Annotated in this window: 28 protein-coding genes and 2 pseudogenes; 21 read left to right on the top strand and 9 right to left on the bottom strand. The window is 52.8% G+C overall.

Annotated features, from left to right (window positions below; translation table 11 throughout):
• Positions 1 to 323: 323 nt before the first annotated feature.
• Positions 324 to 1,160, bottom strand: coding sequence for a M48 family metalloprotease (locus KBY83_RS12635; protein WP_255019870.1), 837 nt, complete (start codon positions 1,158 to 1,160; stop codon positions 324 to 326).
• Positions 1,161 to 1,291: 131 nt separating this feature from the next.
• On the opposite strand from KBY83_RS12635, the gene KBY83_RS12630 reads away from it, so the two are divergent.
• From KBY83_RS12630 to KBY83_RS12615, 4 genes are all read left to right on the top strand, one after another.
• Complete coding sequence (locus KBY83_RS12630) at positions 1,292 to 1,582, top strand: hypothetical protein (RefSeq protein ID WP_255019869.1); 291 nt, start codon at positions 1,292 to 1,294, stop codon at positions 1,580 to 1,582.
• 36 nt (positions 1,583 to 1,618) lie between these two features.
• Positions 1,619 to 2,155 (top strand): hypothetical protein, encoded by a 537-nt coding sequence (locus KBY83_RS12625; RefSeq protein ID WP_255019867.1) that lies wholly within the window; start codon positions 1,619 to 1,621, stop codon positions 2,153 to 2,155.
• A 255-nt stretch (positions 2,156 to 2,410) separates the two neighbouring features.
• The gene (locus KBY83_RS12620; RefSeq protein WP_255019866.1) at positions 2,411 to 2,767 is read left to right on the top strand and encodes a hypothetical protein; all 357 of its coding nucleotides are present in this window, start codon (positions 2,411 to 2,413) and stop codon (positions 2,765 to 2,767) included.
• Positions 2,768 to 2,889: 122 nt separating this feature from the next.
• The gene (locus KBY83_RS12615; protein ID WP_255019865.1) at positions 2,890 to 4,233 is read left to right on the top strand and encodes a hypothetical protein; all 1,344 of its coding nucleotides are present in this window, start codon (positions 2,890 to 2,892) and stop codon (positions 4,231 to 4,233) included.
• Between the two features lie 995 nt (positions 4,234 to 5,228).
• On the opposite strand, the gene KBY83_RS12610 is transcribed toward KBY83_RS12615, so the two are convergent.
• Positions 5,229 to 6,179 carry an FHA domain-containing protein gene (locus tag KBY83_RS12610; protein ID WP_255019863.1) on the bottom strand — a complete coding sequence of 317 codons (951 nt, stop codon included), beginning with the start codon at positions 6,177 to 6,179 and terminating at the stop codon, positions 5,229 to 5,231.
• Between the two features lie 502 nt (positions 6,180 to 6,681).
• A complete protein-coding gene (locus KBY83_RS12605; protein WP_255019862.1) occupies positions 6,682 to 7,818 on the bottom strand; it encodes a hypothetical protein in 1,137 nt (378 codons plus the stop codon).
• 53 nt (positions 7,819 to 7,871) lie between these two features.
• Between KBY83_RS12605 and KBY83_RS12600 the strand changes: the two genes are divergently transcribed.
• From KBY83_RS12600 to KBY83_RS12585, 4 genes are read left to right on the top strand one after another with little or no spacing between them, the layout of a single operon-like run.
• Entirely contained in the window at positions 7,872 to 9,173 is a 1,302-nt protein-coding gene (locus tag KBY83_RS12600) for a serine/threonine-protein kinase (RefSeq protein WP_255019860.1), read from the top strand.
• Between the two features lie 6 nt (positions 9,174 to 9,179).
• Complete coding sequence (locus KBY83_RS12595) at positions 9,180 to 9,869, top strand: VWA domain-containing protein (protein WP_255019859.1); 690 nt, start codon at positions 9,180 to 9,182, stop codon at positions 9,867 to 9,869.
• A complete protein-coding gene (locus KBY83_RS12590; protein WP_255019858.1) occupies positions 9,869 to 10,930 on the top strand; it encodes a protein phosphatase 2C domain-containing protein in 1,062 nt (353 codons plus the stop codon). The genes KBY83_RS12595 and KBY83_RS12590 overlap by 1 nt, the downstream gene beginning before the upstream one ends.
• A 16-nt stretch (positions 10,931 to 10,946) precedes the next feature.
• The gene (locus KBY83_RS12585) at positions 10,947 to 12,098 is read left to right on the top strand and encodes a trypsin-like peptidase domain-containing protein (RefSeq protein ID WP_255019857.1); all 1,152 of its coding nucleotides are present in this window, start codon (positions 10,947 to 10,949) and stop codon (positions 12,096 to 12,098) included.
• Here KBY83_RS12585 and KBY83_RS12580 read toward each other — a convergent pair whose 3' ends face one another.
• A complete protein-coding gene (locus tag KBY83_RS12580) occupies positions 12,099 to 12,833 on the bottom strand; it encodes a superinfection immunity protein (RefSeq protein ID WP_255019855.1) in 735 nt (244 codons plus the stop codon).
• Positions 12,834 to 13,199: 366 nt separating this feature from the next.
• Between KBY83_RS12580 and KBY83_RS15535 the strand changes: the two are divergent.
• The 4 genes and pseudogenes from KBY83_RS15535 to KBY83_RS12565 all read left to right on the top strand — a co-directional run.
• Positions 13,200 to 13,370 (top strand): annotated as a pseudogene (locus KBY83_RS15535) (integrase core domain-containing protein); the annotation flags it as partial.
• Positions 13,371 to 13,492: 122 nt separating this feature from the next.
• Positions 13,493 to 13,648, top strand: a complete 156-nt coding sequence (locus KBY83_RS12575; RefSeq protein ID WP_255019853.1) for a hypothetical protein — start codon at positions 13,493 to 13,495, stop codon at positions 13,646 to 13,648.
• A 47-nt stretch (positions 13,649 to 13,695) separates the two neighbouring features.
• Positions 13,696 to 14,355 carry a serine protease gene (locus tag KBY83_RS12570; protein WP_255019852.1) on the top strand — a complete coding sequence of 220 codons (660 nt, stop codon included), beginning with the start codon at positions 13,696 to 13,698 and terminating at the stop codon, positions 14,353 to 14,355.
• Positions 14,356 to 14,394: 39 nt separating this feature from the next.
• Positions 14,395 to 15,234, top strand: a complete 840-nt coding sequence (locus tag KBY83_RS12565) for a tetratricopeptide repeat protein (protein ID WP_255019851.1) — start codon at positions 14,395 to 14,397, stop codon at positions 15,232 to 15,234.
• 116 nt (positions 15,235 to 15,350) lie between these two features.
• Here KBY83_RS12565 and KBY83_RS12560 read toward each other — a convergent pair whose 3' ends face one another.
• Positions 15,351 to 15,728: a hypothetical protein gene (locus tag KBY83_RS12560; RefSeq protein ID WP_255019850.1), complete on the bottom strand. Its 378-nt coding sequence runs from the start codon at positions 15,726 to 15,728 to the stop codon at positions 15,351 to 15,353.
• Positions 15,729 to 15,811: 83 nt separating this feature from the next.
• Here KBY83_RS12560 and KBY83_RS12555 point away from each other — a divergent pair.
• A pseudogene (locus tag KBY83_RS12555) lies at positions 15,812 to 16,147 on the top strand (DNA-3-methyladenine glycosylase); the annotation flags it as partial.
• Positions 16,148 to 16,382: 235 nt separating this feature from the next.
• On the opposite strand, the gene KBY83_RS12550 reads toward KBY83_RS12555, so the two are convergent.
• The 3 genes from KBY83_RS12550 to KBY83_RS12540 are packed head-to-tail and all read right to left on the bottom strand — an operon-like array spanning position 16,383 to position 17,042.
• On the bottom strand, positions 16,383 to 16,550 hold the full coding sequence (locus KBY83_RS12550; RefSeq protein ID WP_255019849.1) for a DUF4236 domain-containing protein: 168 nt from the start codon (positions 16,548 to 16,550) through the stop codon (positions 16,383 to 16,385).
• A 5-nt stretch (positions 16,551 to 16,555) separates the two neighbouring features.
• Positions 16,556 to 16,879, bottom strand: a complete 324-nt coding sequence (locus tag KBY83_RS12545; protein WP_255019848.1) for a hypothetical protein — start codon at positions 16,877 to 16,879, stop codon at positions 16,556 to 16,558.
• Entirely contained in the window at positions 16,872 to 17,042 is a 171-nt protein-coding gene (locus KBY83_RS12540; RefSeq protein WP_255019847.1) for a hypothetical protein, read from the bottom strand. Before KBY83_RS12540 ends, KBY83_RS12545 begins: the two co-directional genes overlap by 8 nt.
• 101 nt (positions 17,043 to 17,143) lie before the next feature.
• Between KBY83_RS12540 and KBY83_RS12535 the strand changes: the two genes are divergently transcribed.
• From KBY83_RS12535 to KBY83_RS12515, 5 genes are all read left to right on the top strand, one after another.
• Entirely contained in the window at positions 17,144 to 17,782 is a 639-nt protein-coding gene (locus KBY83_RS12535) for a hypothetical protein (protein ID WP_255019846.1), read from the top strand.
• Positions 17,779 to 18,438, top strand: coding sequence for a thermonuclease family protein (locus KBY83_RS12530; RefSeq protein ID WP_255019845.1), 660 nt, complete (start codon positions 17,779 to 17,781; stop codon positions 18,436 to 18,438). The genes KBY83_RS12535 and KBY83_RS12530 overlap by 4 nt, the downstream gene beginning before the upstream one ends.
• A 495-nt stretch (positions 18,439 to 18,933) precedes the next feature.
• Positions 18,934 to 19,539, top strand: a complete 606-nt coding sequence (locus KBY83_RS12525; protein WP_255019843.1) for a methyltransferase domain-containing protein — start codon at positions 18,934 to 18,936, stop codon at positions 19,537 to 19,539.
• Positions 19,540 to 19,722: 183 nt separating this feature from the next.
• Positions 19,723 to 20,088: an AbrB family transcriptional regulator gene (locus KBY83_RS12520; RefSeq protein WP_255019842.1), complete on the top strand. Its 366-nt coding sequence runs from the start codon at positions 19,723 to 19,725 to the stop codon at positions 20,086 to 20,088.
• Positions 20,089 to 20,134: 46 nt separating this feature from the next.
• The gene (locus tag KBY83_RS12515; protein ID WP_255019841.1) at positions 20,135 to 20,314 is read left to right on the top strand and encodes a hypothetical protein; all 180 of its coding nucleotides are present in this window, start codon (positions 20,135 to 20,137) and stop codon (positions 20,312 to 20,314) included.
• Here the strand turns inward: KBY83_RS12515 and KBY83_RS12510 are convergent.
• Entirely contained in the window at positions 20,272 to 20,619 is a 348-nt protein-coding gene (locus KBY83_RS12510) for a hypothetical protein (RefSeq protein ID WP_255019839.1), read from the bottom strand. The genes KBY83_RS12515 and KBY83_RS12510 overlap by 43 nt on opposite strands.
• Between KBY83_RS12510 and KBY83_RS12505 the strand changes: the two genes are divergently transcribed.
• The 3 genes from KBY83_RS12505 to drmD form a co-directional block, all read left to right on the top strand.
• On the top strand, positions 20,609 to 20,758 hold the full coding sequence (locus KBY83_RS12505; protein WP_255019837.1) for a hypothetical protein: 150 nt from the start codon (positions 20,609 to 20,611) through the stop codon (positions 20,756 to 20,758). The genes KBY83_RS12510 and KBY83_RS12505 overlap by 11 nt on opposite strands.
• Positions 20,755 to 21,153: a PPC domain-containing DNA-binding protein gene (locus KBY83_RS12500; protein ID WP_255019836.1), complete on the top strand. Its 399-nt coding sequence runs from the start codon at positions 20,755 to 20,757 to the stop codon at positions 21,151 to 21,153. The genes KBY83_RS12505 and KBY83_RS12500 overlap by 4 nt, the downstream gene beginning before the upstream one ends.
• A 262-nt stretch (positions 21,154 to 21,415) precedes the next feature.
• Positions 21,416 to 23,360 (top strand): DISARM system SNF2-like helicase DrmD (gene drmD, locus KBY83_RS12495; RefSeq protein WP_255019834.1); only part of this gene is annotated, 1,945 nt, incomplete at its 3' end.

The raw sequence follows: 23,360 nt of genomic DNA, 5'->3' as shown, positions 1-23,360 counted from the left end.
GTGGCAAGTCCTGCTCAGGGCCAAAGAGCTCACGTCCACCAGGAACAGGGCTTCCTTCTCCTTCAGGAAGGGCGAGACACCCACCAAATCCACGACCTGCTGCCCGTCCGAGCTCCGGCCCAGGCTGCGCACGAGCCATTCAGCGCTCCGGCACTCGATGAAGCTCCGGGGGCGAGAACGGGTACTGGCATCAGGGCTGCTTCCTTACTGAATAGTTCAGCAGAAGTGGGGGGATTTGGCTGTAAAGAGCTCGCGTAAAACCCAGGCAGCACCGATAGCCCTGATGCGCCGTGCGATGCATTCTTTGCATACCGACCTTGCCCTTAAGGCTGAGGAGAGAAGGTGAGCAGGTTGTCGGTGGCGTCGTAGCGGAAGCTGCCACGGGTCGATCCCTGGGCTTTAAGCGGCTTTTTCTCCATCGCGTCGTAGTGCAGCCGCATGGCCTTCACCCGCTCCTCGTACCCGGGATGGGTGGATTCCGGTTCAGTGGCGCTGCCATCGCCCGCGGAACGATGGGCGAATTCCAGCTCCTGCTGGCAGACGCGGCCCTTGTAACCGGCGCGGGCCATCATGTCGGCCGCATCGCGATCCGCCTCCAGCTCCTGCTGTCGCGACAGGCGCATCAGCGCGAGCTCCTTGGGCTTCTCCTTAAGCGCCTTGAAGTTGTGATGCTCCTGGTAGCTGCTCTTGAACACGTGATGGCGCCGGAAGTGGGCGATCTCATGCGCCACCGTGCAGGCCAGGTAGCCCTCATGGTGGCCATAGGCCCGGAAGGTGGCCCGCGGAAATACCACCGTGCCGCTGGAGGTGGACCACCCCTGGATATCGCCCAGCGCATAGCCCTGCCGCATCAGCTCATCCCATCCATTCGCGTAGCGCTTGTAGGGATTGAGCTGTGCGAACAGCTCGCATTGATTGGGCTTGCAGAGGCCCCGTTGCTCTGCCAGGTAGGCCGCATAGCTGCCCGAACCCACCATGAAAGCGATGGGTTGCGTCCCCAGATCGTTGCCGCGGCTGAGGCGTTCCACCACCCGCTTGAGTGTGCGCAACTCGGGGGGCAGGCGCCTCTGCCAGGCCCAGGTGGCCAACGCTGCAGCCCCCGCAAGCAGGCCCAGTCCCACAAGCAGGGCCGTGGGACGTGCACGCTTCGTGAAGGTCATTCATGGGACTTGCAGATGGGCTCAGCATCGCCGCAGCAGGCTCCTCCAGGCCCGTTACCTGCGAACAACGGGATTTGTGACTGGCGCCACGCCCTGGCCTGCGGCATGGTACGAGTCCGCCAGCCAATGCGTTGAACATCCGATCCCACCAGCTGCTGCGCGTGCACTACCGCTGTCTGCAGACCTCCGGGTTCTCAGCCCTCTGGGCCTCAGGAGCGGAAGCCCGGCGTGAGCACCCGCAACCGGATCAGGCGACATGGGTGGCCATGGAGCGGATGCAATGGGTGCCCGCCGAGCTGGAGGGGCCACCGCTGGAGGCGGCCCTGCGGCAGCAGCTGCAACGCAGCCATACAGGCGCCAAGGATCTGAGGCTTGAGCGCGTCTGCGTGCTGCGCCGGGGTAGGCAATTCCTGGCCTGGTGAAGCCCGGCCTAGCATTTCCCCAATTGTCGCGCCTCGATGCGCGAGCTGCTTCGCAGGATCAGGCAGGGGGCGCTCACCTCGGGTGCACAGTCCTTGTTGCGGCTGCTGGTATCCCTGTTCTTTGCGCTGCTGCTGGCGGTGGTCTTGGCTGGCGTGGTGGAGCAAGATAGCCGCAGCTACATCAGCTGTCCGAACGAGCAGGTGATCCCCGCCCAGACCTTCTTCAAGGTTTTCCCTGACAAAAGGAATACGGCTGCGGAGGTTGATCTTGGGCTTTACATCGACAGCCTCTATGACCTTGATCTGAGCAGGCTCACCTTCAAGGCCCGTGGTTGGCTCTGGTACAACTGGACCAAGACACCAATGATTGAAGGCAAGGTTGACCCGGGCCAGATGGGTCGATTTGATCTCAACTTTCTCGACGAGATCGACGTCAACCAGGAAATCTCTTCACAGAAGCCAGTGGTTGACCATGGTGCCGCTGGCGATGCCAGCTATTGGAACGAAACATCCTTTGACGGCAAGCTTGCTGCTCCTTCTATCAATCTTCGTAGTTACCCATTTGATCGTTAGAAGCTCAGCATCTTGGTGACCAACCCTGTCCATGAAAACGGGGAGTTGATTTACAAGTTCCAGTAGTTTCATCTGCCCCCAAGGGTCTTCAATATTTCCGGCTACAAGCTCGATGGCACAAGCTTCGCCGGTGAGATCTGGATCTACACCAGCAACTTCGCTGATGCATCCAATGTCTCCTGGCGAGATGGCAGCGCCACAACCAAGAGCCAGACTGCGTTCAAGATCTTCATTTCCAGAAACCCACTCAAATCCATGCTGGAGTACGTGATGCCCCTGGCGATCGTCTCCCTTCTGGTGGTATCAGTGGTGCGCCTGGGGGTGCGCTACTGGGAGGTCAAGCTCACCGCTCCACCCGCGGCCATCCTTTCGCTGATCTTCCTGCAGAACACCTTGCAGCAGGATCTGCCCGGGGTCTCCTACATGACCTGCATGGATCTGATGTTTCTGATCGGCTACCTGGTCTGTCTGCTGTCGTTCGCCGACGGTCTGCTTTCCTGCCTGTTCAGTGACTCAGAGCGCTACCTCGGCCTTTACGGAAAACTCGGCTGCGCCGTGCTGGCGCTCTCCCCCCTGATCGTGAGGGGCTGGCTGACCCTTCCCATCTCTTAAGTGTAGCGTTGCATTGATATAAAGCATTGGTATTTGCTCCGGCTATGCAAAGATTGATTGCAGTATGTTGATGCTTGGAGAGGGGGTGGCTTATAAGCTGATTAACGGCGTACACGGTTTGCATGAAATTTAATCTTCGCGGGCTTTTATCTAAGATCTCTAAAATCACGGAACGCTTGCCGAAAAGCCTCGCGATCCTGACACTCGCATTTACAGTGATTTTTACCTCTTTTGGAATCAGGGATATCATTGAACATGACGAGATGCCTCCAAACGCAAGTGGTGAGGTTTCCAGTAATGGATTTTGGCAAAAAGATGTTTTGCTGCCAGCTGTTACGAGCTTCAGAAAGGAAAGTGGAGTACCCATAAAGGGATACTCTGCGCCAACTCCGTCTACCATTGGACTACAGATAAATAAGGTTTCTTTTATCGATGACGAGCAGGCCACGGCATATGCCTATGGAAAGCTACTTGTTGAGTGGGATGATCAATCTATTCAAGACTATGAAGGCGCACAAAACCAATTAGAGCAGTCTGCAAAAACCAATCTAATGTCGGCTTTGTCTATAAACTTTGCGAGTGAAGAAGAGAGAATGTTAAAATTACTTTGGAGAAGCTCTTTCCCCGCGAACAATGGTGTAAAGAGCTACAGGGAATCCTATGCATTCAAGGGGATTTTTAAAATCATTCATGATTTCAGAAAATTTCCTTTTGATATCGCTACGTTGAACATTAAATTCTCCACTCCTATCCAGGCTCCCGACATCCTGCTTGAGTCAGATCTGGATTACACTGATAACTCCGATCCGGATTGGCGCATTAATTCGTATTTCTACAATAAGCAAGATTGTGGCTATTCAAAAGAGTGGAAGCTAGACAAGAACTTGTATGGTCCACAGTGGTTGTGCGCTTACGACATTTTTGAAACTCAATCCGAAGAGGGGGACTTAGTCGCTGATTTTATTGCCGGCAAAAAGCTTAATTCGGCTGATGCTGGCAACATTCTTAGGCTTAATCCTGCTATAGTTTTTAGGACACAGTTCAAGCGCGCCACCGGATCTAGCTTTTATCGCTATATAGCCCCAATCGCATTTGTGTTATTGGTTGCTTCAATGTTTGACCGGCTTGGCAATGATGCTTGGGAGGTGAAAATAGCAATACCACCCACAATTCTTTTGACTCTTATTTTTATGCATAGTTCGTTCCGATCCGAAATCCCGCAGATTTCCTATATAACTTTTATGGATAGACTGTATTTCCTTGCTTACGCGGGCTGCATCCTGCTTCTTCTGAGTACAATACTATCCAGAAATATTAGAGGAGAGCCTGATGGTTCAACAGTAGCTCAAGCGTCTGACTCCAGGGGTCTCAGTCATGCGACCAAGTCGCGCCTCACAACCATAATCCGATTGTCCTTTGTTTTTACTGTTACGATAGCCCCCTTTATTGCTTTCTATATGTCCTGAGTTGGGCTTCTTGGCGCTCGGCTTTGTGTTTGCAACTGTGAGCTGATTGTATTGAATATGTGGCGAGGGGTGTGCGTGCTACTGATTCCTCGGTATTCATCTTTTCCAATGGCTCAGAGCGCGCGCTGTCTCTACGTAAAGCTCTCCTGCGCCGTGCTTGCGCTCTCGCCCCCCTCCCGCCACCCCCGGCCTGATCGTGAGGGGCTGGCTGAGCCTTCCCGCATGAATCATTGGAGGCTTCGAGCATGGCCCGTTTCCATCCACTGCTGCTGGCCACTTTTGCGGCCCTGATCCCAATCCCTTGGGAGGAGGCGGGTTCCAGCGCCTGGTTGAACACCTGCCGAAGCCGTTTAGCAAACACCTCCAGATCACGGGAGCTCCTGCTGCCACTCAGGATCCCTAGCACAGTGTTCGGCGACGATTAGGTAGGCGGCCTAAGTAGTTGACACCGGGCAAGCACCGCCACCGACAAAAGGAACCACTGTGGGTACAGCGCAATCTGTTGAACGGTGAGAGGAGCAGGCATGGCCCGGTGCCCTGCGCATGGCAACCGGATTCAGCTGAACCCCTCCAGAGCGGTCAACCAGTTTGGCGCGCCCCTCAACCAGATTGTCGTTGGATAATTGGAAGCCGCCACCTGCTCTGCTAGCGCGTTGATGCTCGCTAGCGCGCAGATCGTCTTGCGCAGCAGGAGAGCTAGGGGAAGGAGTGTGACGGGAGAACACTGGCGATCACGACACCTGACCTCACCCCAGCGCCAGACCAGATACCCCAACAGAACAGTGGACGCTGTAAAGCCTGCCGCAACCCTCAAGAAAAAGGACAAAGCAAACTCAGCAGCAGGTGCCTTGGACTTACAGACAATGGTTCCAATGCCACTGCGAAGTAGTGGTACAAGTCAACATCTATGGTTGGGATCTTTGAAAGAACAGTAAACACAACAGCAACAACGCACAAACTATTTTGCAATAATACTGGACTTGCAGGAAAAATTCTCAGGAAGGGAGAAAGAAATATATCAGAAGTGATCCGGGGACAACAACCAGAACTGATAGAAGATAACCTTGAATAATTGATCGACCTTTCCCGAATTCAGGAACCGCTTGCGATAGCGCCATATGCCTCAAATAGGGAAAATAAATGCCATACATGACGGCGATTCCGAGATCAGCTACGAAAGTGAGATCCCTTTTAAAAAGTATGGACAGTATTGAAAGAGTAATGTTAGAAATCCCGAGCACGTAGAAGTAGCTCCACTCTCTAATCTGTGTACATACCGCAAATGCGAAGAAAAAGCCTACCCAGGAGAAGCCTGCTGGATTGTTAGAAAAAATACTTATGGTATGCTTGCGTTCATCTTGGCCTAAAAATTCAGGTGCGAATTGTGATTTTGTCAGTGAATAGCCATTGGCAAGATATTGATCAATCTTGCGAAGCCTTATCTTCATTCTGGCGCTAACATTATCGTTGGATGTCAGGGGCCGAGAATTATGACCACTGCTATGAACATACGCTTCGGGATTGCCAGACCGAGTCGTTGATGTGGGGTGACTGGGAACAGAACCTCTTGATACTGATTGTGGAGATCTGATCTCCTTTTTGCTACATGTATCTTCTTGACCTACAACTAGTGAGAGTGACCCGGTAGCTCCTGGAATTCCAAGCGAAACTTGATCACCCTTCGTGATTTTTGACCAAGTTTCTTGAGGAACTCGTTTACCGTTAACAAACGTCCCATTCGCAGACGGCTTTTGACCATTGCCATCCATTATTTCAAGAGAGTCACTAGAACAACCTAGGGTGGCATGAATACCAGAAATTGAACCAAACCTAGCAGGAACAACAATATCGCAATCTGAGCTCCTGCCAATCGTCTTTAATCCATTGTCCAGATACACGCCTGATATTCTTTGGCTACTGATTGGATCGGAGAGAATTAGTTCCATATAAAAAATGTAGGTTCCCACTATTGTAAGGGAAAGCCGGGTTCTGCCAACCGGGGGAAGCTGTTAACCAAGCTTGCTAGCCTCCTAAGGAAAGAGAATGGAGAAACCTCATCGGCGACTGCGCCGATGCTGACTCCGAAGGGTACTGAAGCAACAGCTTGGTAGTGGAGCAGGCTCCCATCAGCAGTGGGGATGTTATGGCGCACCGTAACCGCAACAGGACCCGCCAACTGCATGAACCGAATGTACCTCGGTCCACCAACCAAGTGCACGATGGTCATTGTGGCAGGAATTATAGACCTAAAATTTCGGAATACGAACTCCAAAATAGTATTAACTATTGCAATACCGGCGGAGGGCCAAGCTCTTAATGAATAATCTCTCATAATATAACTATATATTGACGTTCATCATGTCAAATCGATACCCGGGAAGCAAGTAAGCCGTCCTAAGATATACATCTTCAATTAGGAAACTGAATGCAAGGCATTTGGGATTAGGCTCAAGTACAAGTTACGTTTTCGATAGAGGTGTATGAAACTCCATCTTGTGGATATGGCAGCCTAATTTCTCCCTTCTGATGCCCAGTCGCATTGTATGTACCGCGTCCTGTTACAACATTTCCCGACTCGTCCTTAGCATACTTATATTTAATGGCTGGATTACGACATTTTTTGCTGATTGCTATAAATAGTCGAAATTCGTTGTTTGCATCATTGTCAAACCACTGCTGGCCCCATGTACAACTAGGATCTTCCCAGTACTTATTACCATTTCCGCTCGTTTGATCCAAAAATTTTATCGCGGTATTTGCACTAGAGACTAATTGTGTCTTACGTGCAACCAAGGATTGATCGCTAAGCGTCAGAGAGTTAGCTTTGTCTATTAACGGACGAAGCTCACAGATTAATACAGCTTGTTTGCTATCGGTCTCTAGTTGATTTAAGCCTGATATGTCATCAAAAGAAGTAGAAGATGGAGAAGATGGAGAAGATGGAGAATCTGAGGTTGGAGTGCTAGGCACATTTACAGCAGATCCAATCATCGCAGCCGCGAAACCAAAAGCAGATATGAGCATTAAGGTCAATAAGCCTGGATTGATTTGACTTTGAGAATTTTGCGCAACTCCAATCTTATTTGAGGATACTTGGATACGATCTGAGATACTAGCTATTTTAATATCGATTGGCCCCATAGATATTGGTGCATCAGTCTCGACCAAACCTGTGAATTCATTTTCCTTCTTAGAAGAATTTCCTTTGACATCCTCAGAATTACTAATCAGACTAGAAATATTTAGCAGAATACCTAAATGATTCTGATGCTTAGCTGTATTTTTTATAATTTCTGCCCAAACGGCTTTAAACTGAGAATTTTGATAGATGAGCAAATTGGACAATTCCTTGATATCTACAATCCTGTTTGGACCGGATTCACGTAGATTTATAAATTTCCAAGTGGGATATCGAGAAGCTGTGTCGCAGAATACATCTTTTCTGAGGAAGTCGGCGAACACCTCATCAATGCAAAAAAAGTCAAGGATCAGCGACTGGTTCGGTTCCCTGATGTCCTCTTGCTTCAGCAAGGCAAGCTGTTGGCAGTACTCACCGAGTCGTGCCTCCAGTTCGAGCGTGTCCAAGGCATTCTAGATACTATAGTAATAGTACCACGATCTGCAGCTGGACCCATCTCATGAGTGAAGGCTTTCGTATCGTTCATTCAACGGGCTGCATTCTATCTCCAAGCGATAATATTGCCTTGGTTAAAATACTCGGCAAGGGTACTCAAGGTTCGGCATACCATGTTAGATCATCTGATAACAAGGAATACGCATTAAAGCTTTATCACGGCTCGACTCTTGAAAAAGACAAATCAATACATTCGAGGATAAAGAAACTAGTTAAAATGGGATCTCCCAGCCCAGCTTTTTGTTGGGCTCTGGACTACCTAGAAGTTGTTTTTCAAGATAGTACGTATTACGGGTACATAATGAAGCTAAGACCGCCAAACTATATTTCGCCTGCAGCATTTCTCAACGGTGAATGCCAGCTAGACTTTAGACCATTATTCAACGCATGTCTTAATTTAGCAGATTCATTTTCACAGCTTCATCTTCGGGGTTTATGCTATAAAGATGTCTCCATAAATAACTTTTTCTTCAATCCTGACACCGGAGATTGTTGTATTGTCGACATTGATAATATCTGCTACGATAGCGCTTATGACTATTCTGCCAATGTTTTGGGTACGCCTAGATTCATGGCCCCAGAGATTGTTGAAGGACAGTCAAAGCCCTCGATCTATACCGACTATCATTCACTCGCTGTACTGCTTTTTTATCTTCTTTTACGGGGTAATCCACTAGAGGGTGCGCGCGAAGCAAAAATCAAGATCTTTGACGCTCCCGCGCAAAAATATTTATACGGCACTGAAGCTACTTATATCTTTGACCTTAATGACTCTTCAAATCGTCCAGATCCAGAATTCCATGGTGCACCTCTTTATATGGCCAATATTCTTCCTGAAAGTCTGATGGCTACGTTTGATCTAGCTTTCAGTCAAGGCCTGCATCACCCCGACAATCGTGTTCCAGACTCGAAATGGAGCATTGAAGTGCGTCGTATACTTGACTCCCTAGCCCATTGTCCTTCCTGCGGACAGGAAAATTTTTGCATTCCGATGACATCTCAAACCATAAGATGCTGGGAGTGTGCTCATGACTTTACCCCGCTTCGTATTCAAAATGAGAGTCGTGAATATCTCGCGTCACCTGGTGTAACCTTAGAATCGAATGGAAAAATTATAGCAACAGTTATTAGGCATCCGAAGGATAAGCATATTCTGGGGTTACGTAATGAAACTGACGTTAAATGGCAAGCTACCCTGCCCGAGCAAAAGACTTCAGAGGTCCCCCCTGGCAAGAGCATAATCATCGGATCAGGTATCGTTCTTGACACGCAGAGTTCAGATGCTATCGTATTCACAATTGCGTGATCATTAATGCCTGTTCCTGGTTTAGCAATCTCCAAGCGTCAGCTTAATTTTTATTATCTTTTGGATACATCCGGATCAATGTCAATGAATGGTCGCATTCAGGCATTAAATCAATCAGTTAGGCAATCAATACCTGGAATGTCAGAAGCTGCTAGCTCTCAGCCTAACGCTGAGCTTAAAGTGCATGCCATCGAATTTAGCACCACAGCACGTTGGCATACCTATCCTGGAGTTGATGTAGATACATTTAGTTGGCAAGATCTACAAGCAAATGGTGCCACATCTATGGGAAAAGCAATAGAGCTTCTTTGTGAGGATCTTGAAAATAATTTACCCACACGCTCCCTCCCCCCTGTGGTTGTACTCGTTTCAGACGGGCATCCTACTGATAATTATGATGCTGCATTAAAGCGCCTGATGTCAAGTCCCTGGGGTGCTAAAAGTGTTCGAATTGCTATTGGTATGGGACCAGATAGTGAAATTGATTGGGGCGTAATGGAGCGATTTATGTTTAATATGGAAATCAAACCCTTACACGCACACAATAGTACGGAATTATCAAACTATATTAGCTGGGCTTCTACTGTAGCAGTTTCTGTCTCTTCATCAGGAGCCACTACACAGCAAGGAAGCGCTACATATGTGCCTATGCCGGAAATCTCACAGACAATTCTTGACCCAGGGACTGTATTCTGATGCCTGAAGAGTTTACAAGGGTTTTTGTTGCATCTTCTATTGGCAATACACATATTGCGAAAGAGACTGCAAACCAGGATTCAGTCGAATCGTGGATAGCTCCTGATGGAATCCATTTTTGTGTAGCTATATCAGATGGTCACGGTTCATCAACACATCCATATTCAGAGTTTGGATCCAAGTTTGCTGTTGCAATAAGTATTGAAGTATATAAGATAGCTTTTGAGAATGACCCAGCCAGTCTAGATCCGCTAGATTTATTTCAAGAAGTCATTAGTAGGTGGTCCGCACAATGCAATTCACACTTTACCGAGCAGATCTCAGCAGTTGATCCTCTCAAAGTATTTTCGCTGAAGCTTTACGGAGCAACTCTTTGCATTGTTTATGTCTCTGGTGACTCTATTTCTATCGCATCATTAGGAGATTCTACGGTATATTTTAGAAATCATAACGGTCGTTATTCAAAATTCTTAATTCATGACGACTCGCCCGGAGAAGCTACCTTTTCCCTTTGTCAGTCAAATGCAATTTCGCGTCTAGAGATAGCACATATACCTTATTCTTCAGGAATCATTGTTTTTTCTACGGACGGTATTATAAAATCACTGAAGTCTTCTGAAGACTATTCGCTTATAGTTAACTACTACCTTGATTTATTAAAGACTGGTTGCACTGCAAAACAGTTATCAAGTGATCTCTCCTCGCAGCTTGAGACTTTCTCCCGTGATGGTTCTGGAGATGACTGTACCCTGGCGATAGTTTACATCCCTGTCGACAAAAAGCTTTTCAATTCAGTTAGTAACTTTTCTGAGGTGACTGATGCAAATTTAGAGAATTTTGCTCCCAAATTAAATCCAGATTTTAAAAAAAAAGTATCAGCCCGTGTATTCACACTTCTACCGTTGATGTCCCTGTTGTTAATAACGGCACTTCTGACAACAGTAACATTTTACAAGCCGATCAGGAATCAAGTCTTGCTCCGGATCAGATCTTCCCTCTGCAGCAAAGATCTCAATCCAGGTCAGCTTCAAAACCCGGTGCTACAGGTCAAGGGACAGTAAAATTACCGAATTTCCTATGAGTCAATCAATTACGATCGCATTTATTGACTCCTCTAAGCAAAGGCAGCTTTATACTGCATTGCCTGATAAAGTTATTAAAATTGGCAGTAATCCATCATCGGTAATACAACAACTGCACCCCTTTGTCGTTGATCACCATTGCCAAGTTCGCTTTTCAAATTCCTTTAAGCGTTGGATTATAGAAGACCAGGGATCAAGTAGAGGCACCTATCTTAATGGTGATCGAATCTCCAAGGCACGAGCTTTATCAAATAATGATAGGATACGCCTTGGTAGTGATGGACCAATTCTTTCAGTTGGTTTGCAATTAGATTCTCCTAGCGTCCCAGCTCAAGTTCCTGCTCATAAGGCTGCCAACAACCAACCTCCTGTATCTACCACTTCACCAAAAGCAACTAAGGAATCTTCTGCTATTCCTGTCTTTTTCTGTATATTTCTTGCAATTGGAGGTCTTACTGCATTCGCCCTTTTTAGAAATCAATCTGATATTGTTGAACAAAAGAAGCCTGCTGAGACCCAGATTGAGGCTAAACCAGTAAAAACTATCTGTTCTGATTCGATTTTGGACGATCCTGAACTCTATAATATGGTCAAAGAATCTGTTGTACAAATTAAAACCTCAAATGGTGGTACTGGGAGTGGTGTTGTAATTTCGTCTTCTAATGGAAATTCAAGCGTACTGACCAATGCTCACGTTGTGGAAGGTCACCAGGAGGTCACTCTCAATTTTTTAAATAATCCTCCCTCTACTGGAACTGTAGTTAAGATAGGAAGTCAAGACAAGCTAAGTGACGACCTCGCATTACTAAATACTTCTTCGGATGGGCTATCCGTAGCAAAAGTCTCCTCACTTCTCACAATCGGAGACAATGTTTTTGTCATAGGTAGTCCTGGACTTGGTGAAAACACCGACGTTGTTCTGGGTTGGTCACTGACGAAGGGAATTATTAGCAATATTGGGCTTGATGGAGATCCAGGAGTTTTTCAGACTGATGCTGGTATTAATCCCGGCAACTCTGGTGGTCCTATATTCAATTCCAAGGGATGTGTCGTGGGTCTAGCAGTCGCAGTCCCTAGTGACCGTACTGTTCAGCAGGTTGGTTTTGCAATTTCAGCAGAGGCTGTCAATCAATTTCTTGCTAAATAGCTACCTTGCGGTTAGCGACCATACTATACATACTACCCATCCAATTAGTGTCCAACCCATAAAAAGGTTTAGTGCCAAAATCGCAAACTTATTTGGCTGGTCCCGATTAAATGAGATTGTTGATGGAAGGAAGTATATTTCAAACGCTATTAATATTACAAGAACGATCCCAGCCTCTAAGGTTGAACCCATCATCGCCGGCAAGATCGCAATGAACAATCCAAGCCCAATCAGATGAGTGAAGAGATTAATCGGTGTCTTCCATCGACTCCTATCCCTTTCAGGGCGCACGAGTGCGACATTAACTCTTTCATTAGACACTTGCACCGGCACAGGATTCTGTGGAGTCTGTATTGATGGTGTCTTACTTGTCGAACTAGGAATTTGCTTGTATTGATTGCTTTTTCTGTTTATTCTAATTACCACTGCGCCTTGCTTGCTTGGATCTGCAAGCATTATTAAGCTTGACTCGGACACACGTGTCCATATACCTGGGACAAGTCTCACTCCATTAATGAAGATCCCGTTAGTAGATGGCCTGCTTCCGTCACCATCAATGATATAAAGGCTGTCGCCTTGCTCTTTTAGAGAAGCATGTTTTGAAGTTATTGCTTGACAGCTGGTTGGCAACTGGATATTGGCTGATTTAGACCTGCCTACCACTACTACATTCTGCCCAATTAAATATGTTCCCAGGTCTCGGCCTTCACTTTCTATGTTTATGGAAACGGGCATGGTCGGAGTGGAGGGTTCAAATCTGTTTCTCTCTATGGTAGCTAATTAGGAATATTGGACCAGGTCCCCTCCCTGATTTTCTTCATTATTTATGAAGTCTATCCCGACTGTCTTCAGCACTACTACTCCCTCTTCTCTAAATACTACTTCTCACGCCCAGTCGAGCATTTTTGACTTCAGGCTTATCGGCCGTCTACAGGTGAAACTGTAGGCCAAGCCAGAGTGTAGCCCAGGGCTAAGCAGAGCTCGTCATTCACGTGGCCACCCCCTACAACTGGAGGAAGACCTGAAGGTTGCAGGGAGAGGTGGTGGTCCGATGTCAATCTGGTTGAGCGCCCATTAACCTTATTGACACGGTCACTGCGTTCCTTCTCTAGACCAAGGCTTAGCAACGACAACCCCTACTCCGAATCGCTTTTCCGCACAGCAAAATATCGGCTCGATTACCCAAGACGGCCATTCGCCAGCGTGGAGTAGGCATGCCTGTGTGTGGCGTCATTTGTGGATTGGTACAACTACCGACACCGCCACAGCGGCGCTCAGCAGCTCCACCAGGTACTGCTGCTGCTGAAGAGAAGCCATTGCCTAAATATCTCAGCATTCTGTAGAGCAGAGATTGCTGAGCAATTGGAGCAACTGGAGCCCTTGGAGGGAGTCAAATGAAGACCATCGCCATTCGGCTGCCTGATGTGGAGGCGGCGATGCTGGTGGAAGTGCAGAAGAGGGATAAGGCATACAGAGACCTTCAGGGTCTTCTGGTTAGCCAAATCCGTCAGGAATATGCCAAGACGCCTCCTGCCAGAGCCGACAAGTGACCTGTTGAGGTCGGGCTTATCATTATAGAAGCCAGTGCTAAAGCCAGATGCGCCGCCTGCCCGCCCTGCTTGCCGCTCTCCTTCTGCCGACTGCTCAACCCCTTTTGCTTGGCGCATCGGTCTCCACTGCCACTCTGCTGCTCTCCCAAGCAGCTTCCAACGCCCAGAGTGCAGAAGTCGTAGCCAAGGTCGCCCAAGCCATCACGGTGCGTATAGAAGGTGCCACGCAAGGGTCAGGGGTCCTGGTGAAGCGTGAGGGCAACCGCTACACGGTGCTGACTGCCTGGCACGTTGTCAGTGACCAGAAGCCTGGAGAAGAGTTGGATATCTTTGTGCGCGATGGCTCTAGGCAACAACTTGAGCGAGGAAGTATCAAGAGATTAGGAGAGGTTGATTTGGCAGTGCTGACATTCACAAGCCCCAACGCCTATGAGGTTTCTCAGATTGGTGATGTGAAGAGCGTTTCAATGGGAAATCCAGTCTGGGTATCGGGATTTCCGCTGCCAAGCTCAGCAGTGCCAACAAGGCTAATGAGATTTATAAAAGGAGATGTAATAGCAAATGCAACAGTTGCAATACCTGGCGGATATCAACTGCTTTATGACAACCAGACGCTGCCAGGTGTAAGTGGCGGTGCTGTGCTCAACGCGCAGGGGCAGCTTGTTGGCATTCACGGCAAAGCAGAAAAAGCAGGCCAAATCAGCTAAAGCATTGGCAAGGCAGTTGCAACAGGTACTAATCAAGGCGTGCCTATTAGTTATTACAAACAATATGCTTCTGGGGCTGCTGTTATTGCTTCTTCTGCTCAGGCAACGAGTGCTGATGACTACCTTGCACAAGCTCAGTCGTTGTTGGGCAAGAAGGGCAGTGAGCAGGAGGTCATCAGGTTGGCGGGTCAAGCGTTGGCAATTAAGCAGAGTGCAGAGGCTTATTCCTATCGGGCATTTAGCAAATCCGCCTTGGGTGATGCTCAAGGAGCCTTTGATGATCTAACCCAAGCCATCGCGATTAAACCTAATTCTGCGTGGATTTATGATAATCCTGGCGTTGCGAGAAACAAGGCAGGAAATTATCTAGAAGCAATTAATAACCACACCCAAGCGATACTTATTGATCCAAAATTTAAAACAGCCTATTTTAACCGAGCCGTCTCTAAGGATGCTTTAGGTGATAAAAAGGGATCGATTAGCGACTTCACTCAAGCTATCAAAATTGATCCAAAATATGCTTATGCTTACTACAACCGTGGTAATGTCAATAGAGACTTGGGAGACATTCAAGGGGCAATAGATGACTATAGTCAAGCAATTGCGATTGACCCGAAGGACGCTGACTACTATGGAAATCGTGGCGTAGCAAGGTCTGATTTAGGAGATAAGCTGGGAGCGATTAATGACTATAGTCAGGCTATCACGATTGCGCCCCAAGACGCTTTGCTCTACAATAATCGTGCTGTAGCCAAGGAAGAGACGGGTGATAGACAAGGGGCGTGTAGTGATTATAAAAAGGCAGCCTCTCTTGGATTGACGCGAATTTCTCAGGCGCTCGAATCTGAGGCTGGAGCCTGGTGCCGCAATATGCCCTGACCAAGCCACCCCCATAGCCTTCACGACCTCCCAGTCCTCCCCCAGAGCTTCTTCGCCCGCCCCGCCGAGCAGGTTGCCCCCCAGCTCATCGGCTGTCTGCTGGCACTACGGTATTTTCACGCTGGGATACAGGTATGTGCCTCGCTTAAAAGCACTACAGTAATTTCTGCTCTTTTTTTGCCATAAAAGAATCCTCCCGCGCGGATGCTCATCATTACAGGGTTATTCGCATTTGTGTCATCAATAGACCGAAAGTTGTCATTCTCTCTACGAGTAAATGTTCTGTCGTTACCGCCCATAAGGCTGTGAAGAATCCCTTTCTGCTGGATTCGTTTGCTTGGAATGAATATTTCTGCGGCAGATACCGTGTGCCCCGCCTTTCTTGAAAATATTGGCGCGCTCGATTTCAGCGTCAACATCTTTAGTGCCCCGCAGCTGAAGCGTTCCATTTTTGTTGGTTCACTTGCCTTGAGCTGGGAGCTTGCTGTCACCATCGCAAAAATGCACAAACACCTCAAAAGTATTGGGGCTGGCTGGTAATGGTTGGGCACACTCGTCTTGAATGTCGATTGTCAATATGCTACTGCAATCCTCCCCTCGCCTCATTCTTTATAGCGACCCCAAAGCCACTCCCGTAGCCACCACGCTCTCCCAATCCCTCCCCCAATCCTTCTTCTCCCGCCCCGCCGAGCAGGTTGCCCCCGACCTCATCGGCTGCCTGCTGGTGAAACGGCAACCAACGGGCTCGCTGCTTTGGGGCGTGATTGTGGAAACGGAGGCGTATTGCCAGAGCGAGCCCGCCTGCCACGGGCATCGCCGCCGCACCCCGAGCAACGACACCCTTTTTGGTGAGCCAGGGCGGTTTTATGTCTATGTGAGTTATGGCATTCACCACTGCGTGAATGTGGTGACCCACTGGGGAGTGCAGATTGGTCTGAGAGATGTTTGTACCCTGTCCCACCCCTCTGACAGCAAAGTTGACGCCTCTCCATTCCGATCGCTTTTTCTACCAGAGGGCTTGATGGAGCAGAGCAATGCGTCGTTACAGCGAGGCCGTCAAGGCTGATGTGAGGAGGAGGATGACTCCCCCGCAGCTGACGGCTGTTGGGTAGACCCGCCGCAGGGCAGCGGTGTTCACGGTGGGGCGATCAGACGTGTGCTCCACGCTCTAGCTCAGGCCGGCTGCCGCCGCTGCGGTTCACCGGGATGTTGAACGAGGCACCCCGTCCGCCCACTGAGATCGAGCTGAGCCCACCCTTACTGAAGTTGAAGCGCAGCGGGCCCAGGCGGGTGGAGCGTCGAAAGCGGAAACCCATGGCAATCAGCGGCTCTTAACGCAGTACCCACCAGATGAATACCAACCCAGCGGGCATCCCTTGCCGCTCTTCTGGATCGCTTCCCGCTCGTTACTGGGGCTGCTGAGGCAGTAGTTGCCAGAGGAATAAAAGCCCAGCGGACAGCCAGCACCACTTTTCTCAATGGCGCCACGGGAGTTACCACCAGAGCTGGGCACGCAGTAGCCGCTAGAGCTGTAGTAGCCAAGCGGGCAGCCTCCAACCTTGGGCAGAGGTTGCACCGGCTGCTGGGCTAGCGCTGCGCCGGCGCTCAGCAGGGCCACGGCGCCGAGCAACAGGGGCTTACGCATCGCTGGTGGGCTTTGCCAGTTCATCGGGCAGGCGGCTCACCAGGTCACCACGGCTGCGCACTCCCCACTCCTTGCGCAAGTCATCCAGCCACACCAGGGTGGATTGGCGCAGCTCAACGCTTATCCGCACATAGGGATCGTCACTGGAATCGCCTGGGGACATTTGCCGGTGGCTGGGAGTTCCAACGATCGGTCTGCTGCTGCTCTTGTGCAAGAGCAATGGGGGCAGACTTGAGCAACCAGTAGCCGAGGGGCGAGCGCGCGATGCCCACCAACACCCAGATGGAGCGCTGCATCTCCAGCGAGCGTGGTGCGCTGGTCTTCTGGTCACCGGAGGTGCAGCAGCGCAAGCCGGGAAGCAAAGTTCAGATCATTGATGTTTTTTCCCTGCAGGTCGTCACTGGCTACACCCGTGACCCCCAAGGTCGGTTGTTGCTGGAGTCCCAGCCATCCGTGGCAGCAGGGCGCAGCTGGAGCCTGGCCAAGGCTGCGCAGTTGATCCGCAATGACGCCAGGCCCCACCGCTGGGTGGCCTTGCAGCTCGATAAACGGGCCTGGGGCCTGTTCTGGGCTGGTGGTGGGCTTCAGCACTGCCGTGAGTTGCTATCCCAGCAGGTGCCTCCATCGGACATCTCCAGCGCACTGGTCGCAGCAACTCCAGAAGCCCTGCTGCGACTGGTTCTAGATCTTGGTACTGATCTGCCCAGCCCTACTCAGAGCCCTGCTGCAAAGCCTGCCAACGATCAGCACAAGGGGCTGTGGCGGATCATCGGTTGGACATCACTGGCCTGGCTGACTGTCCTTGGCGTGACCGTTGCAGGTTTCCTTACAGCGCTGGAGCGTCAGGACCGCAAGTTGGAGCTGCTGCTCGAACGCACAGCCCCAAGTTCCGGGATGCGTTGAACGATTCAGCTTTGCGGCTCTGCTCAGCAATCGGAGTGTTGGGCCTGGGTTGGCTGGGCGTGCAAGCAGGCCTGGCTCAGCCGCAAGGCTTGAGCGCCACCGTGCTCTCCATTGGCGATGGCGACACCATCCGGGTTCGTCAGGCCGGCCGGGCGGTGACCGTACGGCTGGCCTGCATCGATGCCCCCGAGACTGCCCAGAGCCCCCACGGGCAGCAGGCTCGCAGCTACCTGCAGCAACGGCTCCCTGTAGGCCGCGAGGTCAGGCTCGATGTCAAGGCCACCGATCGCTATGGCCGCTCGGTTGCCGAGGTGATCTCGGACATCAACATCAACCTGGCGCTGGTGGAGGACGGTCAGGCATTCGCGTATCGGCAGTACCTGAGCGGCTGCGATGCCAAGGAATATCTGGACGCGGAATACCGTGCCAGCCGGGGCCGGTACGGGGTCTGGCAGCTAGAGGGCGGCATCACCCGCCCCTGGGACTTCCGCCGCGGACGGCGCGCAGCCGTTATTCCTGATGGCACCACCCCAGGGGGTCGCCGCTACCGCTGCTCAGAGATCGGCTCTTACGCCAAGGCCCAGCAGTTGCTGCGGCAAGGGCATACCTACCTCGATGGCAATTCTGACGGGGAAGCCTGCGAATCGCTGCGCTGACTGGGTTGCTGGCGGTACGGCAATAGGTACTCCCGCATGCCACCATCACCGCACAGAAGGCGTACTTTGAAGTTGAGGGGAGGCCCGGGAGCCAACCCGACCCTCACCCTCCAACAGAGTCCGGTCAGGGATCACCTGAGCCGGTGCCCGCAGCGGAGGTTCACGAACGATGCGACACACAACAGGTGAACTCGATGACGCAGCGCGAACGCCATCCCGTAGCCGCACAGAGCGATACGCCAGTTCTGATCCCCGCGTTCTTAAATCTTGGGCTACATAACCCAAGCCGTGATCACAACCGAGAAGGCCAAGCCTTGAGCATCTCTTCTCCCAAACGTGATCTCCATTCCTTCCCTGCCAGGCTCCAGACAGGTGATGCGTGAACCAACAGACACCCGACCGGCCAACCTTTTGTGAGGAGGCAACCGCCGCAACCGGCGCTAAGGCGCCCCCCACGGGGCGCCTTTTGAATGCTGTGCTGCTGAGATCCGCATCATGGCCGCATCGAACTGGGACCAGCGCTACATCGAGGGCAGTGATCGCTGGGAGCTGGGCAAGCCCGCGCCGCCTCTGGAGGCCTTTCTGCGCACGGACAGCCGAGCACCCAAGCCACCGGGCCGGTTGTTGGTGCCGGGCTGCGGCCGGGGCCATGAGGCGGCCTTGCTCGCCGATCTCGGCTACGAGGTGATCGGGCTGGACTTCAGTAGCGAGGCCATCCAGCGCGCCCAGGCGGTGCATGGTTCCGATAGCGCCCAGCTGCGCTGGCTGCAGGCTGATCTGTTCGATGGGGGAGCGCTGGCGGCTGCCGGCATCAACGACGGCAGCATGCAGGGCGTGTTGGAGCACACCTGCTTCTGCGCCATTGATCCAGCCCAGCGAGGGGCCTATCTCGACACTGTGGCGCGGTTGCTGGCCCCAGGTGGCTGGTTGCTGGGCCTGTTCTGGTGCCACCCGCGGCCGGATGGCCCCCCGTGGGGCAGCGACCCAGCGCTGCTAGCGCAGCATCTGGCGGAAGCAGGATTCCACCAGCAGCTATGGGAGTCCGCGCAGGGCTCAGCCCCCGAGCGCGACAACGAATGGCTGGGGCTTTGGCGCCGGTGATCAGCTGAACCAGCAGACCCTGCACACCAAAGACGGAGTAATAGCGCTCATGGCGCTAAATGAGAACCCTGCGGGTCAAAGGAGCAAGGATCGTGAGCAGCCGGCAATTGATATGAGAGCTCAAATGCCAAACCCACTGATCACCGCTAAGTTCTTGTCGTAATGCATTTGCCTAGATTCCTCATGCTCACCGGATCCGAACTGCTCGCCAAAGTCAAGGAGCTAGGCGATGTCTCTAAGTCAGATCTCGTGCGTGAGTGCGGCTATGTGAGCACCAAGAAAGACGGCGGCGAGCGCCTCAACTTCACCGCTTTCTATGAGGCCCTACTCAGCGCTAAGGGGGTAAACCTTGGTGCCGATACCGCCGGCCGTGGCAAGGGTGGCCGCAGCCTCAGCTTCGTGACCAAGATCCAGTTCAACGGCAATCTCATGGTGGGCAAGGCCTACACCGCCCTGCTCGACCTCAAGCCAGGCGATGAGTTCGAGATCAAGCTGGGCAAGAAGCAGATCCGACTCGTGCCCGTGGGCGGTAGCGACGACGAGGAGTGAGCAGCTGCTGGGCATAGCCTGGGGCAAAGCCCAACAGCAATTTCTCTTGAACAAGATCACCGGACCACTGCGCAGGGCGTTGATCTATGGCGCGGTCAGCTACGGCGGCTTGGTGTTGATCAACAACTCAGAGCTTGACCTGCCAAACATGTGGATCGTCTATCTGCCGATGTTTATCGGGGTCTATGTGCTGACCCAGTGGTTGGATCGCAAATTCGGGAGCTGACAGGGCCCTACTTTGGGGTGGTGCCACCAGCTATCGCCAGCCAACGGCCTGGAGAAGCGGATGTGCTCGATCGGGTAGCGCTGCAGCCCCTCGCGGATGAAGGCAAAGGCCCAGGGTGCGCAGCAAAAGCTCAGGGTGGTGAGCGTCTGGCTGCGGCGCTGGGCTGAGGGGCTGGCAATCGCCAGCTGCTGCTCCAGATCAGCCCCGAAGTAGATGCCTCCGCTGTGGTGCAGCAAGCGCTCCCTACGGGCGGCGCGGCGGCTGGGGTTCCGCTCGATGCAGTTCAACCTGGTCGTGAGCACCAACACCGCAGGTATCGGTTGCTGGCAGCGCAATGGTTTTCAGGTGGTTGGCACCCTCCCGGGGGCATTCCGCCACAGTCATTTTGGCTATGTCGATGCCCTGGTGATGGTCCAGGCCCTGGTGGAGGGACCAAGCCCATGAAGGTGGTTCCGTTGCGGCTACAGCCGGGCGCTGACCTGCGCGGGGCACTGGACGCCTGGATGGGCAAACAGGAGGCGCAGGCCGGCTGTCTGATCAGCGCCGTTGGCAGCCTGTCGGTGGCGGAGCTGCGCTTGGCGGGGGCGAGCGAAGCCACCGTGATCCTTGGCGACCTGGAAATCCTCAGCCTCAGTGGCACCTTGTCGAGAGATGGTGCCCACTTGCACATCTCCGTGGCCAACAGCAACGGCGCCGTGCTCGGTGGCCACCTCTGCCCCGGCTCGCTGGTGCGCACCACTGCCGAGCTGGTGATCGGCCTGCTGCCGGAGTGGCGGTTCCGCCGGGAGCTCGATCCGACCACCGGCTACGCCGAGCTGGGGATCAGCCAACGCGACTGAGCGCTGCATTGCAGGGCGGCATCCATCCGGAACTGCTCGTGGGGAGAGCGCATGAACACCCAGGGGGCTATCTACGGCCAGCGAAACCACAACGCAGGCTGTGTTGCTGGCCGGAAAAGTATGCGCCAACTGCATAGCTGAGCACTTTCAAGATCAATTTGGTGCACTAGCTGTTCCCAACAGGCTCATGGTGGAGCAAACTGCCTCTTGGCTCTCTCTCAGCAACACCGATGCCGACGCAGCCGCGGCAGCCGCTGCCGCGATGACCGCCACCCCCTCCAGAATCCGCCAGAAGCTCAAACCAGGGGCCGTAGTGCGGTGCCGCACGCGCCGCTATTTGGTGGAAGACGTGCAAGCCCCCCTAGAGCCTGGCGCCGACACGGTTGTGTCGATGGCGTGCATGGAGGACGACGCCATCGGCCAGCGGCTGACGGTGTTCCGAGAGCGAGAGATCGACTTTGAGGTGCTTGGGGAGAGCAGCTGGGAAGCGGTGGCCCAGCGAGGCTTCGACCAACCCAAGCAGTTCGCCGCCTACCTCAACACCCTGCGTTGGAACTGCGTCACCGCCACCGACGCCGAACTGTTCCAGGCCCCCTACCGGGCTGGCATCGACGTCAAGGCCTACCAGCTCGAACCGCTGCGCAAGGCGCTCCAGATGCCCCGGGTGGGCCTGTTTATCGCCGATGACGTAGGCCTGGGCAAAACGATCGAGGCCGGCCTGATCCTGCGGGAGATGCTGCTGCGCCAACGCATCAAGCGGGTCGTGATCAGCTGCCCGCCGTCGGTCTTGCGCCAGTGGCAGGAGGAGATGGCCAGCCGCTTTGGCCTTGCCTTCACGGTGATGGACCGGGCCTACGTGGCCAAGGTGCGGCAGGAGCGGGGTTATGGCACCAACCCGTGGAGCACCGGCAGCCGCTTCCTGATCTCTCATGCCCTGCTGCGCAACTCGGAATACTCGGCCCCGCTGCGGGTGTGGCTGGAGCAGGGCAAGGGCGGGGAAGACCAGGCCCCGGTGCAGAGCCTGCTGATCCTTGATGAAGCCCACAACGCTGCGCCGGCCAGTAACAGCCTGCGCTACGCCATCGATTCCGGTTTGACCCGCAGCCTGCGGGACCTGGCGCCCCTGTTCGAGCACCGCGTTTTTCTTTCGGCTACACCCCACAACGGCCACAGCAACAGCTTCACGGCTCTGTTGGAACTACTCGATCCAGCACGCTTTGTGCGGGGTGTCCCTTTCGAGCCTGGGGATCTGGACACGGTGTTGGTTCGCCGCCTCAAGGACGACCTACGCCGCATCGGCGAGGAGTTCCCTGAGCGGATTGTTGAACCCCTGTCCGTACCAAAAGGCAGCCTGCCAGCAGATACCCCAGAGCTGGAGCTCTCACGGTTGCTGCAGAAATATCGCAAGCAGCGGGAGCAACGGCTGCTCCTGGGGGGTGCCACCAAGCGGCAACTCAATGCCGATCGGCTGGTGATCACCAATTTGCAGAAGCGATTGCTCAGCTCGATCGAGGCCTTCGCTCGCACCCTCAAGGTGCACCGCAGGAGCCTGGATCAAAAGCAAGAACAGCGGCGGGAATCCCTGGCGGCTTCAGGTGCCCAGCTGGATCTGCTGCTCGGCGGCGTGAATAACGACAGCGACCTAGCCGAACTCACAGAAGACGAGCTGCTCAACCTGGAGGAGGCGCAAACCCGAGCGGCTTTACGCCAAACCGTTGAGGCTGATCAAAGCGATCTGGCCCTACTGGAGCGGATGGGGGAAATCGCAGCGGCCAATCGATCCCTGGCCGATCCCCGCATCAAGTTGCTGGAAAAGTTTCTGCGCAGCCATCTCTGCCCAAACCTCGGCGAAGCCAAGGCGATATGGAACCCAACCAGGCTGCTGATCTTCACCGACTACGTCGACACCAAGCGCTACCTGGAAAGGCAGCTGAGGCAGCTGCTTGGTGACGCCGATGCCGACCGTCGCGTCGCTTCATTCACCGGCGGCATGAGTGAAGACAACCGCGAGCGGCTCAAGGCCCAATTCAACGCCGATCCCGATCAAGAACCGCTGCGCATCTTGATCGCCACCGATGCCGCCCGGGAGGGGGTGAACCTGCAGAACCACTGCAAGCACCTGATTCATTTCGACATCCCCTGGAACCCCAGCAAGCTTGAACAGCGCAACGGCCGCATCGACCGCAAGCTGCAGCGCGCTCCCCAGG

It is taken from the genome of Cyanobium sp. WKJ7-Wakatipu (genome assembly GCF_024345355.1).
Classification (GTDB): domain Bacteria; phylum Cyanobacteriota; class Cyanobacteriia; order PCC-6307; family Cyanobiaceae; genus Cyanobium_A; species Cyanobium_A usitatum.
This window is presented reverse-complemented; position numbering and strand designations above follow the sequence as displayed.